14 protein-coding genes, 1 other RNA gene and 1 pseudogene are annotated in these 12,274 nt (G+C 67.1%); 5 read left to right on the top strand and 11 right to left on the bottom strand.

Annotated features, from left to right (window positions below; genetic code table 11):
- Positions 1 to 51 precede the first annotated feature (51 nt).
- Genes udk through csaB form a run of 3 tightly spaced genes read left to right on the top strand, consistent with a single transcriptional unit; the run spans position 52 to position 3,361 of the window.
- Complete coding sequence (gene udk, locus A0O31_RS10550) at positions 52 to 687, top strand: uridine kinase (protein WP_152024467.1); 636 nt, start codon at positions 52 to 54, stop codon at positions 685 to 687.
- Positions 684 to 2,384, top strand: a complete 1,701-nt coding sequence (locus A0O31_RS10545; RefSeq protein WP_071677804.1) for a DUF5693 family protein — start codon at positions 684 to 686, stop codon at positions 2,382 to 2,384. Before udk ends, A0O31_RS10545 begins: the two co-directional genes overlap by 4 nt.
- Positions 2,369 to 3,361: a polysaccharide pyruvyl transferase CsaB gene (gene csaB, locus A0O31_RS10540; protein WP_071677803.1), complete on the top strand. Its 993-nt coding sequence runs from the start codon at positions 2,369 to 2,371 to the stop codon at positions 3,359 to 3,361. The genes A0O31_RS10545 and csaB overlap by 16 nt, the downstream gene beginning before the upstream one ends.
- Here csaB and A0O31_RS10535 read toward each other — a convergent pair.
- From A0O31_RS10535 to miaA, 4 genes and pseudogenes are all read right to left on the bottom strand, one after another.
- A complete protein-coding gene (locus A0O31_RS10535; protein WP_071677802.1) occupies positions 3,336 to 4,388 on the bottom strand; it encodes a hypothetical protein in 1,053 nt (350 codons plus the stop codon). The genes csaB and A0O31_RS10535 overlap by 26 nt on opposite strands.
- A 1-nt stretch (position 4,389) precedes the next feature.
- On the bottom strand, positions 4,390 to 5,136 hold the full coding sequence (locus tag A0O31_RS10530) for a 3'-5' exonuclease (protein WP_071677801.1): 747 nt from the start codon (positions 5,134 to 5,136) through the stop codon (positions 4,390 to 4,392).
- Between the two features lie 4 nt (positions 5,137 to 5,140).
- Positions 5,141 to 6,556 carry an Asp-tRNA(Asn)/Glu-tRNA(Gln) amidotransferase subunit GatA gene (gene gatA / locus A0O31_RS10525; protein WP_071677800.1) on the bottom strand — a complete coding sequence of 472 codons (1,416 nt, stop codon included), beginning with the start codon at positions 6,554 to 6,556 and terminating at the stop codon, positions 5,141 to 5,143.
- Positions 6,557 to 6,563: 7 nt separating this feature from the next.
- Positions 6,564 to 7,471 (bottom strand): annotated as a pseudogene (gene miaA / locus A0O31_RS10520) (tRNA (adenosine(37)-N6)-dimethylallyltransferase MiaA).
- A gap of 18 nt (positions 7,472 to 7,489) precedes the next feature.
- On the opposite strand from miaA, the gene A0O31_RS10515 reads away from it, so the two are divergent.
- Positions 7,490 to 7,897, top strand: a complete 408-nt coding sequence (locus A0O31_RS10515) for an Hsp20/alpha crystallin family protein (protein WP_071677799.1) — start codon at positions 7,490 to 7,492, stop codon at positions 7,895 to 7,897.
- Here A0O31_RS10515 and A0O31_RS10510 read toward each other — a convergent pair.
- The 3 genes from A0O31_RS10510 to A0O31_RS10500 all read right to left on the bottom strand — a co-directional run bounded on the left by A0O31_RS10510 (position 7,891) and on the right by A0O31_RS10500 (position 9,017).
- Entirely contained in the window at positions 7,891 to 8,469 is a 579-nt protein-coding gene (locus A0O31_RS10510; RefSeq protein ID WP_071677798.1) for a thymidine kinase, read from the bottom strand. The two genes, A0O31_RS10515 and A0O31_RS10510, sit on opposite strands and share 7 nt — an antisense overlap.
- A gap of 65 nt (positions 8,470 to 8,534) precedes the next feature.
- Positions 8,535 to 8,750, bottom strand: a complete 216-nt coding sequence (gene rpmE / locus A0O31_RS10505; RefSeq protein WP_026234242.1) for a 50S ribosomal protein L31 — start codon at positions 8,748 to 8,750, stop codon at positions 8,535 to 8,537.
- A gap of 78 nt (positions 8,751 to 8,828) precedes the next feature.
- Entirely contained in the window at positions 8,829 to 9,017 is a 189-nt protein-coding gene (locus A0O31_RS10500; protein WP_237259004.1) for a hypothetical protein, read from the bottom strand.
- 43 nt (positions 9,018 to 9,060) lie between these two features.
- Between A0O31_RS10500 and rnpB the strand changes: the two genes are divergently transcribed.
- Positions 9,061 to 9,408, top strand: an RNA gene (rnpB, locus tag A0O31_RS10495) — RNase P RNA component class A.
- Positions 9,409 to 9,423: 15 nt separating this feature from the next.
- Here rnpB and A0O31_RS10490 read toward each other — a convergent pair.
- Genes A0O31_RS10490 through A0O31_RS10475 form a run of 4 tightly spaced genes read right to left on the bottom strand, consistent with a single transcriptional unit; the run spans position 9,424 to position 12,093 of the window.
- Positions 9,424 to 10,530, bottom strand: a complete 1,107-nt coding sequence (locus tag A0O31_RS10490) for a hypothetical protein (protein ID WP_071677797.1) — start codon at positions 10,528 to 10,530, stop codon at positions 9,424 to 9,426.
- The gene (locus A0O31_RS10485; RefSeq protein ID WP_071677796.1) at positions 10,520 to 10,903 is read right to left on the bottom strand and encodes a hypothetical protein; all 384 of its coding nucleotides are present in this window, start codon (positions 10,901 to 10,903) and stop codon (positions 10,520 to 10,522) included. Before A0O31_RS10485 ends, A0O31_RS10490 begins: the two co-directional genes overlap by 11 nt.
- A gap of 3 nt (positions 10,904 to 10,906) precedes the next feature.
- The gene (locus A0O31_RS10480; protein WP_084720326.1) at positions 10,907 to 11,770 is read right to left on the bottom strand and encodes a hypothetical protein; all 864 of its coding nucleotides are present in this window, start codon (positions 11,768 to 11,770) and stop codon (positions 10,907 to 10,909) included.
- Between the two features lie 11 nt (positions 11,771 to 11,781).
- Positions 11,782 to 12,093, bottom strand: a complete 312-nt coding sequence (locus tag A0O31_RS10475) for a hypothetical protein (protein WP_237259003.1) — start codon at positions 12,091 to 12,093, stop codon at positions 11,782 to 11,784.
- Between the last annotated feature and the right edge of the window lie 181 nt (positions 12,094 to 12,274).

Below are 12,274 nucleotides of genomic sequence, written 5' to 3'. Positions count from 1 at the left end.
GGTGGGGGCCCAGGCGGGGGGATCTCCCCCCGCCTTTATGATGGAGGGGTGGTGGGTTTGACCAAGCCCTTTGTCATCGGAATCGCTGGGGGAACCGCCAGCGGCAAGACCACCCTGGCCCGGTCCCTGGCGGAAGCCTTAGGGGAACGGGTGGCCCTCCTGCCCATGGACCACTACTACAAAGACCTCTCCCACCTGCCCTTCCCCGAAAGGCTTTCCTTAAACTACGACCACCCCGAGGCCTTTGACCTCCCCCTTTACCTGGCCCACGCCCAGGCCCTCTTGACGGGGAAAGGGGTGGAGCGGCCCACGTACGACTTCAAGGCCTACACCCGGGGGGCCCACACGGCGTGGGTCGCCCCCGCCCCGGTGGTGATCCTGGAAGGCATCCTGGTCCTACACTTTGCCGAACTTCGCGCCCTCATGGACCTCAAGGTCTTCGTGGACGCCGACGCCGATGAGCGCTTCATCCGCCGCCTGGAAAGGGACGTGCGGGAAAGGGGGCGGAGCCTGGAAAGCGTAGTGGCCCAGTACCTGGAGAAGGTGAAACCCATGCACCTGGCCTTCGTGGAACCCAGCAAGCGCCATGCGGACGTGATCCTGCCGGGTGGCGGGCAAAACCCCGTGGCCGTGGAGATGCTAAAGGCCAAGGCCCTTGCCCGCCTGGCCGAGATGGAGGCAGCGTGAGGGCCTTCTTTAATGTCCTCCTCCTCCTGGCCCTTTTCCCCTCCCTCCTCGCCCTCGCCCCCCGGCTACGGGCAGAACGGCCTGGGCCCGTGGTCCTCCTTTTGGACGCCGAGTCCGTCCGCGAGGAGGCCAGGGTGGAGGGGAAAAGCCTCCTGGAGGTCCTGGAAGGCTACCGGGCCTTGGGCGTTCAGGGGGTGGCCTTTCCCGAGCGTTTTCTTAAGGACTGGGTGGATGAAGGCGTTCTCCTCTACCGGCCGGGAAGCGAGCTACGAGAGGCGGGACTAACCGCCCGGAAGGGCTGGTACTACGTGAAGGGGGAAGCGTGGCTTGTGGAGCTGTTGGCCAAAGCCTACGCCCTCCCCACCCACCGCCTCGGGGACTGGCTTGGCTTTCCCCTGGACGTGCAGGCTTTTCCCGCCTTCTACCCCTTGGAAGAGCTACGCCAGGCCAAGGCGGCGGGGTTTTACGTGGCCGTGCGGCCCATCAACCACCGCCTGCGCCTCCTTGACCCAGGCCTCCCCCTGGTGCCCAAGGAGGCGGACGCCCTGGTCTTCGCCGGCCTCGAGGCTCTGGGCCACCCCTACCGCCTGGAGGAGGCCAAGGCCTTGGTGGGGGTCCCGGTGGCCCTCATTGAGGGCACGCCCCAGCCGGGCCTCCAGGCCTTTAGGGAAAAGGGGGTTCTCCGGCTTTTTGGCCTGCGCTACGAGTGGCAGCTCACCCTACGCCCCGAGGAGGCGGCGGACAAGTACGCCCTGGCGGCCCGGGAGCGGGGGCACCAGCTCCTCTACCTAAGGCCCTACCCCTACCGAGAGGACACGGAGCGCTTCCTCAAGCGGCTCACCGCGGAGCTTAAGGCAAGCGGCATCCCCTTGGGCCGCCCTGCCCCCCGGGACTTCGCCCCAAGCCCCCTGCGTCACGCCGCCTGGATGGGGGTGCTAGCGGGACTTGGCCTTCTCGCCTTGGGGCTTCCTGTCTACGGGCCCCTGGTGGCCTTTGCCCTCCTCCTCCTGGCCTTGGGCTATGCCGGAAGCCAAGCGGGGGCCCTCCTCGCCGCCTTGGTCTTTCCCGTGCTGGGCTTTTTGGGCCCCAGAAATGGCCTTTGGATGTGGCTTCGCACCCTGGGCTACGCCCTGGCGGGGGTGGTCTTCCTCTCCGCCCTGGGCTCTACCCCGGCCACGGTGCAGGGGCTAACCCCCTTCAAGGGCGTTTCCCTGACCCTCCTGGTGCCCCCCCTCCTGGTGGCGTACAGCTTTTTGGAAAAGGATTTCAAGCGGGCGCTTACCCAGCTCTTCCAACACCCCTTACGCCTGGGAGAGGTGGCCTTGGCGGGGCTTGCCCTTTTCCTCCTGGCCCTAGCCCTCCTCCGCCGCGGAAACGACGCCCCCCTGGTCCCAGACCTGGAGCTTAAGCTGAGAAGCCTTCTCCAAGACATCATGGTCCGTCCCCGCTTCAAGGAGGTCTTCGGCCACGCCCTCTTCCCCCTGGCCCTTCTCCTCCCCTGGCCCCGCTTCGTGCAAAACGGCCTCCTCTTCCTGGCCGCCTTGGGCGTGGCCTCCATCCTGAACACGTTTAGCCACTTCCACACCCCCCTCACCATCTCCTTCTTCCGGGTGGTAAACGGGGCCATCTTGGGCCTTCTTTTGGGGCTTGTTGGGGTTATCCTGGTGAGGAGGCTCCGGGCATGGTGGTTGGGGTAGCGGGGTACTACGGCTTCAAGAACACGGGGGACGAGGCCATCCTCGAGGCCATCGTCCGCGAACTGAAGGCTAGAGGCCACGAGGTGGTGGCCCTTTCGGGGGATCCCAAGCGCACCCGGGAGGAACACGGCATCCGCGCCTACCACCGCCTAAACCCCTTGGCCCTCCTCAAGGCGGACCTTTGGCTTTTGGGAGGGGGCGGGCTTTTGCAGGACGCCACCAGCTCCCTAAGCCTTCTCTACTACCTTTCCGTGTTGCGCCTAGCCCGGCTTTTCCGCAAAAAGGTGGTGGTCTTCAACCAGTCCCTGGGCCCCCTCTCCCCTTGGGGCGAGGCCCAGGTGCGCCGGGCCCTCCAGGGGGTACCCCTCATCGTCCGGGACCAGGACTCCCACGCCTACGCCTGGGAGCTGGGCCTAAACCCCCTTTTGGGCGCCGACCCCGCCCTCCTCCTCACCCCTCCCCCGGTGAAGCGGGAAGGGGACCTGGTCCTGGTCATCCCCCGGGCCGGGGTAGACCCGGAGGCCCTGAAGAACCTCTACATCACCGCCAACCATCTCTTCCACGAGGGGAAACAGGTGATCGTCCTCCTCCTCCAGCCCGGCTACGACGACGAGGTGGCGAGCGTCTTCTACCTCCACCGGATTGAAAAGACCTCCGACCCGCGCCGCCTCCTTTACCTAACGGCCCAGGCGGGGTATGTGATCTCCATGCGCCTCCACGGGCTCATCCTAGCGGCGGCGGCGGGAACCCCCTTCGCCGGGGTAGCTTACGACCCCAAGGTGGCCGCCTTCGCCAAGGAAACCGGGGCCTACTACCAAGACCTCCCCGGGGACCCCACCACCCTAGCCAAGGCGGCCCTCTACGGCCGCAGCCCCGACTGGGAGAAGGTGGCGGCCCTGAAGGAGCGGGCGAGGCAAAGCTTTGACCTGGCCCTCGGGGAAGCCGCTTTGGTCAAGCGCCCTCACGGACGCGGTTAAGCCTGGCCTTAAGCCCCTCGGCGAAGGCCTGGAGGTCGCTTAAAGCTTCCTCCACCTCCTGCCTTAGGAGGAACTCCCCAGGGGAAAGCCTCTTTAGAACGAGGAAAGGCGGGCTTGCCAAAAGCTCCACCCCCTTGCGCACCACCTCGGGGATGAGGCCTTCCTCCAGGGCCTCGGCCTCGAGGTCCGAAAGCAGGAAGACCTGCCCCAAAGGCTTCTTGGCGAGAAGGAGGAGCAAGGCGGCAAAGGCCCCCCTTTCCGAGAGCTCCGCCACCAGGCGGTCCTCCAGGGCCTCCACCGCCTCGAGGTCCACCCGTCCCTGGCGCAGGAGGTCCTCCAGATCCAAGGCGGAAACGGGGAAACGGGCCTTGAGGCGGACCAAGCGGCCGATGGCCTCGGGGGAAACGTGGCCGAAGCCCTCGGGCACCTGGGCCTTGTGGGACTCGGGCGCCAGGTAAGCGGGGTAGCTCCCTTCCCGGCGGTAAGGCTTGAGCAGGGCCGGCTCCCCTTCCCCTAAGCGCAAGAGGGCCAGCACCACCTGCCGCCGCCCCAAGGGGGCCTTGTAAACCCAAGGAAGCCCGCCCTCCAACACGAAGCCGAGCCGCCTTAGGTCTTCGGTAACGCCCGGGGGTTCCAACACCTGGGGCTCGTGGGGGAAAAGCACCTCCTTGGGGTACGGCGCAACCCGCACCCGGCGCTTTTCCAGCCGGGGCTCCTCCCGCTCGGGGCGGGAAGGCTCGGGGGCAGGAGCCCGCCCCTGGCTCCTTGGGGCCGCTTTGAGCTCCACCTCCTCCCCCCGGAAGTGGAGCAGGATGGTCTCGTTCACCGCCAAACGCCGCTTGGCGTAATAAGGGCCGAGCCCCCGGACCACCCCCGCCTTCCAGTCCACCTCCCCTTCGTACACCTCGCCATCCTCGTCCACGAAGCGCACCCGCTCCTTGCCCAGAAGCCGCTGGCGCAAGGAAACGGTGAGGGCCATGGTGCCCGTTTGAATACACGCACTGGTAAGGACATAGCGTGCGGTCATATCACCTCCCAAGGTCCTCGAGGGGACGGGGGCTCCCTGAAGTGAGCATATAATACACCTCGTACACCACGGCAAGGGTCCGCTCCACATCGTCAAGGGCCCGGTGCACCTCCCGCTTGGGGAACTCCAGCACCTCGGAAAGGGCGTCCAGGCCGTAGCGCTTTAGCCCCCTGAAAGCCCGGCGCGCCAGGCGCACCGAGTCCACCACGGGGTTTTCCAACCGGTAACCCATGCCCTCCAGGGCCGGGCGCAGGAAGGAAAGGTCAAAGGCGGCGTTGTGAACGACCAAGGTGGCCCCGGAGAGGAGGGGATAAGCCTGCTCTAGAACCGCCTCCAGGAGAGGGGCCTCCTCCAGCATCCCCGCCCGGATGCCCGTGAGGCGCTCAATGAAGGGGCTTGGCGGGCGCTCGGGCCGGACCAGGCTCTGGAAGGGGATGCGCTTTTCCCCTTCCAGACGCACCAGGGCCACCTCAATGATCTCGTTCAAGCCGGGGGCCAGGCCCGTGGTTTCCAGGTCCAGGACCACCACCGCCTCCCCCTTGTGGGGAAAGGGATAGCGCCACTCCCATAGCCCCACCTCCCTCTCCAGGACAAAGCGCCCGTCCAACAGGGGCCGCACCACCCGCTCCACCGGCCCCCGGAGGCCCAAGGCCTCGCCCAAAGCGGGAAGGGGCAAAGGCCTTGCCGCTTCCCTCAGGGTGCGGGCCAGGCGCGTGGCCAGGCGGTAGCGGAGGAAGGCATCCTCCATGGGGCTAAAGCGCCTCCCCTAAAGGCGTCTTGAGGAAGGCCCGGTCCGTGGCCTCTTCAAAGGCCAAGGCCACCCGCAGAAGGCGCTCGTCCTGGCCCCAAGGGGCGAGGAGCTGTAGCCCCACGGGGAGGTTCCCCTCAAACCCAGCGGGGAAGGAAAGGGCGGGTAGCCCCGCAAGGCTCGCCCCCACGGTGTAGAGGTCCTCCCGGTACATGGCGAGGGGGTCCTGCCGCCCCCCCAGGGGGAAGGCGGGGTGGGGGGTGGTGGGGAGGAGGAGGAGGTCCACCTCCTGGAAAAGCGCCTTGGCCTCCGCCTTAAGCCTCCTCCGGAAAGCCTGGGCCCGGCCGTAGTAGGCCTCGTAGTAGCCGCTTTGGAGGACAAAGGTGCCCACCAGGATGCGGCGCTTGACCTCGAGGCCAAACCGGGCCCGGGTGGCCTCCACCACGGGCCAAAGCTCCTCCCCCTCCGCCCGGTGGCCGTAGAGGGTCCCGTCGTAGCGGGCCAGGTTGGAGCTGGCCTCCGCCGGGGCCAGGATGTAATAGGCGTTGAGGGCCAAGGGCAAGGAGGGCCAGGACACCTCCGCCACCTCCAGGCAAAGCCCTCGGAAGACCTTAAGGGCCCCCTCCAAAGCCCTTTCCACCCCCGGGCTATTGCCCGCTAGCCCCTCCCGCACCACCCCGAGGCGCAAAGGGGGCAAGGGCTCGGCCAGGGCCTCCTGAAAGCGGGGGGGGAGGTCCAGGCTGGTGGCGTCCAAGGGATCCGGGCCCGCCATGGCATCCATGAGGAGGGCCAGATCCCGCACGGAGCGGGCCAGGGGGCCGATCTGGTCCAGGCTCGAGGCGTAGGCGATGAGGCCATACCGGCTCACCCGGCCGTAGGTGGGCTTCAGGCCATACACGCCAGAGAAGGCCGCAGGCTGGCGCACGCTTCCCCCCGTGTCCGAACCCAGGGCCACGGGGGCCAGGTCCGCCGCCACCGCCGCAGCGCTTCCCCCGCTGGACCCTCCCGGCACCCGGTCCGGGTCAAAGGGGTTCTTGGTGGGGAAGAAGGCGGAGTGCTCCGTGGAGGAACCCATGCCGAACTCGTCCAGGTTGGTCTTGCCCAGGATCAGGGCGCCCCGCGCCTGCAGCCGGGCCACCGCCGTGGCCTCGTAGGGCGGGACAAAGTTTTCCAAAAGCCGGCTCCCCGCCGTGGTGCGCAGGCCCTTGGTGGCGATGTTGTCCTTCACCGCCACCACCACCCCGGCGAGGGGAAGGGCCGGATCCAGCCTCGCGGCCTCCTCCCAAACCGCCTCGTTTAGGGTGAGAAAAGCGCCCAGGCTAGGGTCAAGCCGCTGGACCCGTTCCCAGTACGCCTGGACCACCTCCTTTGGGGTAAGCTCCCCCCGGGCCACCCGGGCGCGGATCTCGTGGGCCAACATGCCCCCACTATAGCCCGAAGTGGAGGCGAAGCCAGTCGCGAAAGCCCACGTAGGCCGCCTCCCCCCGCGGGGCAGGTAGGTGACGTCCCCCGGCTCGTGGCGGAACCAGGTGTACTGCCTTCTGGCGTAGGCCTTCACCGCCTGGATGTCCCGCAAAAGGGCCTCTTCCAAGGAATACTCGCCCCTTAAGTAGCCCACCACCTCCTTGTAGCCGATGGCCTGCAGGGCGGTGGGGATCTCGGGATAGCGGGCGAGGAGGCCTTGCACCTCCTCCACAAGCCCGCGGGCGAACTGGGAGCGCGCCCTCTCCTCCAGCCTTGGCCAAAGCCAGGCCCGTTCGGGCCAGAGCACGAGCTTCTTGTAGGGGAAGCGGGGCGGGCGCTTGGGAAAGCGGGCGGGGGGCGTACCGGTGCGGCGCAGGACCTCCAGGGCCCGCACAAGCCGCCTGGGGTTTTTCCCCACCCGCGCCGCATCCAAAGGACTCGCCCGATAGAGCTCCGCCCACAGGGGCGCAAACCCCCGCTCCCCAAGCTCTTGCCAAAGGGCGGCCTGGACCGCAGGCTCAGGTGGGGGAAGGTCGTATAGGCCCTCGGAAAGGGCCCGGATGTAGTACCCCGTTCCCCCCACCACCAGGGGCAGGCGGCCCCGGGCAAGCACCTCCGCGATGGCCGCCTCCGCCATCTCCAGGAAGCGGGCCACGCTCATGGCCTCGGAAGGTTCCAGCACGTCCACCAGGTGGTGGGGCACCCTTTGCCTCTCCTCCGGGCTCGGCTTGTCCGTCCCGATGTCCAGGCCCCGGTACACCATGGTGGCGTCCGCAGAAATGACCTCCACGGGCCACTCCTCCCCCAGGCGCAAGGCGAGGAGGGTCTTGCCGCTTCCCGTGGGGCCTGCCAGCACCGGCACCGCTTCCACATCCCTTATGCTAAGGGCATGCTGGAGCGCCTGGACCGCCTGGAAACCCTACGCAAGCTAAAAGAGCTGCAAGAGCGCATCGCCGAGCTCGCCTACCAGCTCACCGGCGAGGAGCCCGCCGCCTGGACCCCCCGGGTGGACCTCCTGGAGGACGAGGACCATTACGTCCTCCTGGTGGACCTCCCCGGGGTGCGCCCCGAGGACCTGGAGCTTTTGGAAGAGGGAAGCCGCATCACCTTGGCTGGGGTCCGCCACCCCCTTCCCGGCACCTACCTGCTGGAGGAAAGGCCCATGGGGACCTTCCGCCGCACCCTGGACCTCCCCGGCCCCATTGAGGAAGGAACCGCCCAAGCCAGCCTCCGCCAGGGGGTGCTGGAGGTGCGCTTCAGGAAAAAGAAGGGCACGCCCCTGCCCTTGGCTCAGTAAGCCACCTCGTGGCAGGCCCGGCACCGGGGCTCGTAGTGCTCCTTAGCCCCCACCAGGATGACAGGGTCGCTGTAACGGGCGGGCCTCCCGTCCACCAGGCGCTGGGTCCGGGTAGCGGGAGCCCCGCAACGGGGGCAGATGGCGGTTAGCTTCTCCACGAACTCCGCCCGGGCCAGAAGCTCGGGCATGATGCCAAAAGGCTCTCCCCGGAAGTCCAGGTCTAGCCCAGCGGCGATGACCCGCACCCCCGCTTGGGCCAGCCTCTCCGCCAGGTCCAGGAAGCCCCGGTCCAGGAACTGCACCTCGTCCACCGCCACCACCTGGGGTAAGGGGGCAAGGTGGGCTTCCATCTCCTCCGCGCGGTCCACAGGAATGGCTTCCACCTTCTCCCCGTCATGGCTCACCACGTGGCTTGCGTGGTAGCGGTGGTCCAGCCTTGGCTTGAAAACCAGAACCCTCTGCCGGGCGATAAGCGCCCGCCGCACCCTCCGGATGAGCTCCTCGCTCTTTCCGGAGAACATGGGTCCGGCGATGACCTCAATCCACCCTTGGCGGTGCAGTACGGGGGGCATCCTTTCCTCCAGGGGCTATTTTAAGAAGAACCGGGGGCTTAGGCCCCCGGTCCGGCCCCGTACCTCTAACGCCCCTTGCGGTAGGAATCGCCAAAGCGCCGTTGGAAGCGCTCCACCCGCCCCTCGGTGTCCACGAAGCGCTGCTGGCCCGTGTAGAAGGGGTGGCACTTGCTGCACACTTCCACGTGGATCTCGGGTTTGGTGGAGTAGGTGTGGATCACGTTGCCGCACCCGCAGATGATGCGGGCGGGAACCAGCTTGGGATGAATGCCCTCTTTCACGCTCGCCTCCTCCCGCACGGTCTTGGCCGTGCGAAAACCGCTTCCTAGTTTAGGGCCCGCCCGCCCTTAAAGCAAGGCCTAGCGGGGCGGGGGCAACCGGCGCCAGCGGGGACCCCATCGCCGCCGTAGCCCCTTAAGGGCCCAAAAAGCGGCGCCCAAAAGCAGGGCCAGCACCCCCACGAACCAAAGGGTAGCCAAGACCCCAAGGCCCACGAGGCTTAGAAGGAGGAGCACGAAGGGCACGTACCAGGGTAGACGCAGGCCCACCCCTTCACCCTAGCAGAAAAAACGGCTAAACTAAAGGATGCCCCGGGACAGGGGTGCGGTCGCGCTCAAGGGGCCAAACCCCCTTGGGTGAGGAAAGTCCGGGCACCATAGGGCAGGGTGCCAGCTAACGGCTGGGCGGGGTAACCCGACGGAAAGTGCCACAGAAAAGAGACCGCCAGCGGCCGGGCCCAAGGCCCGGTGCGGGTAAGGGTGAAACGGTGGGGTAAGAGCCCACTGTCACGCGTCACGCTTCGAGGTCAATTTCAGTCATCTTTTTAGTGCAGTTTGACTGAGTTCGGTCATTTTGAGGTTCGTAAGGTGAGCGTTTATGCGCACGGAACATGAGCGTTATCATGTAAAGTAGCAGGGCCGGGGCTCCATGCCCCGACCCTAGCTAGCCCCGCCGTCACAACGCCCAGACTACGAAGGCGTTAGAGGGACTATGAGAAAAGCCTAACCCGAAAACTACATTGCTCGACCAATCTGGCCGGGCCCGGTTTTGGGCTGGGTTCTTGCCGGCCAACTGGACATAATCGAGGAACGCCCCCTTCGTCACCCCGGGGATGGGCACGAGGCCCAACGCGTAGGCGATGGTGGGGGGGGTGAGCCCCGACTCGTAAGCGAGGCTCATGCTCGAGTTGGTCACGTAATCCTGTGTAGTCGTGTTTTCGTCCCACCCGCTGGGGAATGTGTCTGGGCTCGTGCCCAGGATGGCGGGGCCGACGTTTTGACTCACGCCGTCGTCCGTGAAGCTCTTCGTGGGGTCCTTTTTGTAATACAGGACCCCGGTCTGCCCCGACTGGGGCGTGACGGGCGCCCCGTCCGACGCCCGGATGGCCATCCAGTTGGGGGAAGCTAGGGATAGATCCAGGCTCGCATCGGGGATGATCTCTATGCGCCCGTAGTTGACGCGGAGCCCCCCAAACCAGAGAAAACGGCTGCCAAAAATGTCGGCCACGCCGAATGGCGTGCCGTCATGCCGCCATGCTAGAGGCCCAGACCCAGCAAGGGTAGCGTTGTCTCCCGTCGTCGTGCCCGGAGCCTGCCCATCCACCCGCACCCCCCACTCGTAGGGCGCTTCGTGCGAGCGCCCCCACTGCGTGTTGCCCCGGATGGGGGGGTCAGTCTTGCCCGCCTTGAGCCACTCGGGGAGGACCACGGCCATGAACTCCGCCCGGGTCATGAGGTGGAAGCCGGGGCCGTTGGCCGCGGCGTAGGCCACGGCCTGATCGTAGGTGAGCAATGACGCATTCTGGCCGGGGACGCTCACGAGCTCGCCATTGGAGAGCACGGCGCGGTACATGGAGACCCAAATCTCGCTTTTGGTCTCCCCGTTCACCACAAACGCCGGGTGGGGGCCGGAGCCGAACTGGGGCCCGAGCTGCTCCAGGTTGAAGCGGGGGATGCGCCGCATGAAGAGCGGCTGCCCCTTTTTGGTGTACATCACCGTGCACAGACCTCCTGACGCCGCCTCTACCGCTTGCCGCAGACTATCCTTCACGCTAAAGATCATGCCTCACCTCCAAAGCGTCCAAAATGGGCAGGGCGAAGAGCCGCACCCGCACCAAATCCGCCCGCAGCGGGGTGGGGCGCCACTCGTACACGGGCTCCCGGCGCTCCACCACTTCGCCGCCGTCCTCCAGCTGGTAGACCATCTCCCCCACCTCCACCTGCTCCAACGGCCGAGCCGGCAGAAGGACCTCCGCCCCCAGCCAGTCGGTGGGGTCCAGGGTGGGACCGCCCTGGGGGGTGGCGTAGACGTAGACCCGCTGGGGCTCTGGGCCGGAGAGGGCCTCGAGGTCCAGCGCCACCCCGTCCACATAGAGGACGCCCCCTTCCAGCCGCGCCTCCCAGTGCCGCCCGTCTCCAACGCGCTCCACCGTCACACCTCACCTCCAGTTTTGGTGCACCGCCATCCACCAGACCACGAGGTCATCCGCGGTGCCGCGGTTTTCTATCGTGAAGGCGTTGCGGGCCTTGTTCGCCACCGCAAGCGCCACCCTCCCCAGGTCCGAGGCGCCTTCCACGCGCAGGTAGACGTTGTAGTTGGTGTTTGGCATAGGGTAGGCCAGGGACACCGTATAGGCGGGGAGCACGGGGGGGAACCACGTGGACGGGGAGGCCACCACCCGCGCGTCCGTGATGGTGCCGGCGAAGGTGGGGCCCGTGTCCCCAGCGGGGACGCTCACCTGGGCTAACGGCATTCCCCCCTCGGGCGCCTGGGCGCCCTCCACCAAATAAGGGGCGCCGTCGTTGGTGAGGTAGAGGGTGTAGGTCTTGGCCGCGCTACCCGGGTTGGTGGGCACGGCAATGGCGTTGGGCCGCGCGGGGTAGCTGCGCCGCATCCCCCCTTGGACCGCCACCCCCGCGGCGATGGAGAGGGAGCGCCCCGTTCCCGCGCTCACCTGGAGCCCGGAAACCACATACTTGCGGGGAATGTACACCCGCCCCGTCTGGATGGCCCGGTAGCGGAGGTCCTGGAGCCCGTCCCAAGCCCCCTTGGCCAGACTGAGGGCGGCGGAGCCCAGCACCGCCGCCGCCCGCATGGCCGCCCGGTCCCGCATGGCGTACTGGGCCATAATCCGGGCGAAGGGGCCAACCTCCAGGATGTCGTTGGTGGCGCTCCGGACCAACCCCTTGGATGAAGTTTTGGGGATTGTCCCCCCGCCCGACTCGATGGTCTCCGCGGGCTGCCAGTCGTCGGCAAGCCCTTGACTAGCCAGAAACTCTAGGATGTCCTCTACTGTGGGCACGCTTCACCTCCCTACACGCTCTCCAGGCTGACCTCCAGCCGGTCGATGAGGGTCAGCCCCACCTCCAGGTCCACCGGGTCCCGGGTGCGGCGGTAGAGCATGACCCGGTTGCCGTTGGCGTCCCGGCCAAAGAGGGCGATCTCCCGCAGGGTGCGCACCCCTAGGCCCTCCCAGGCCAGGGCGTACTCGAAGATGGCCCGCCCCCCCTCCAGACGCTTGGAGATGAGGGTGGTGTAGACCGGGTTGGTGAGGGCGCTGGCGTTGGCCGCCCCCGAGGTGCCCCAGCCCGCTTCCACCACCATCTCCATGAGCCTGCGTAGCAACTGCTCTCTGGCGTACGTTGTGAACATTCAGAAGCTCACCTCCCCGAACGGCGGCGCGTAGTCCCGCCACCGCTCACCTCCCTCGCTCAGCAGGGCCAGGCGGGGATACGCCACGTCTCGCTCCCCAGCTTCAAACGGCCAACCGTCCAGGGGCAGGGCGTAGACCCTGCGGTGGGTCAGA

This window comes from Thermus brockianus, assembly GCF_001880325.1.
GTDB lineage: Bacteria > Deinococcota > Deinococci > Deinococcales > Thermaceae > Thermus > Thermus brockianus.
The sequence above is the reverse complement of the archived record's forward strand: the minus strand, read 5'-3'. Positions and strand labels throughout refer to the sequence as shown.

What these genes read in the sequence shown, in the direction of transcription:
- csaB (WP_071677803.1), top strand. Translation starts at nt 2,369, where the DNA reads ATGGTGGTTGGGGTAGCGGGGTACTACGGCTTCAAGAACACGGGGGAC.
- A0O31_RS10535 (WP_071677802.1), bottom strand. Translation starts at nt 4,388, where the DNA reads ATGACCGCACGCTATGTCCTTACCAGTGCGTGTATTCAAACGGGCACC.
- A0O31_RS10530 (WP_071677801.1), bottom strand. Translation starts at nt 5,136, where the DNA reads ATGGAGGATGCCTTCCTCCGCTACCGCCTGGCCACGCGCCTGGCCCGC.
- gatA (WP_071677800.1), bottom strand. Translation starts at nt 6,556, where the DNA reads ATGTTGGCCCACGAGATCCGCGCCCGGGTGGCCCGGGGGGAGCTTACC.
- A0O31_RS10515 (WP_071677799.1), top strand. Translation starts at nt 7,490, where the DNA reads ATGCTGGAGCGCCTGGACCGCCTGGAAACCCTACGCAAGCTAAAAGAG.
- A0O31_RS10510 (WP_071677798.1), bottom strand. Translation starts at nt 8,469, where the DNA reads ATGCCCCCCGTACTGCACCGCCAAGGGTGGATTGAGGTCATCGCCGGA.
- A0O31_RS10490 (WP_071677797.1), bottom strand. Translation starts at nt 10,530, where the DNA reads ATGATCTTTAGCGTGAAGGATAGTCTGCGGCAAGCGGTAGAGGCGGCG.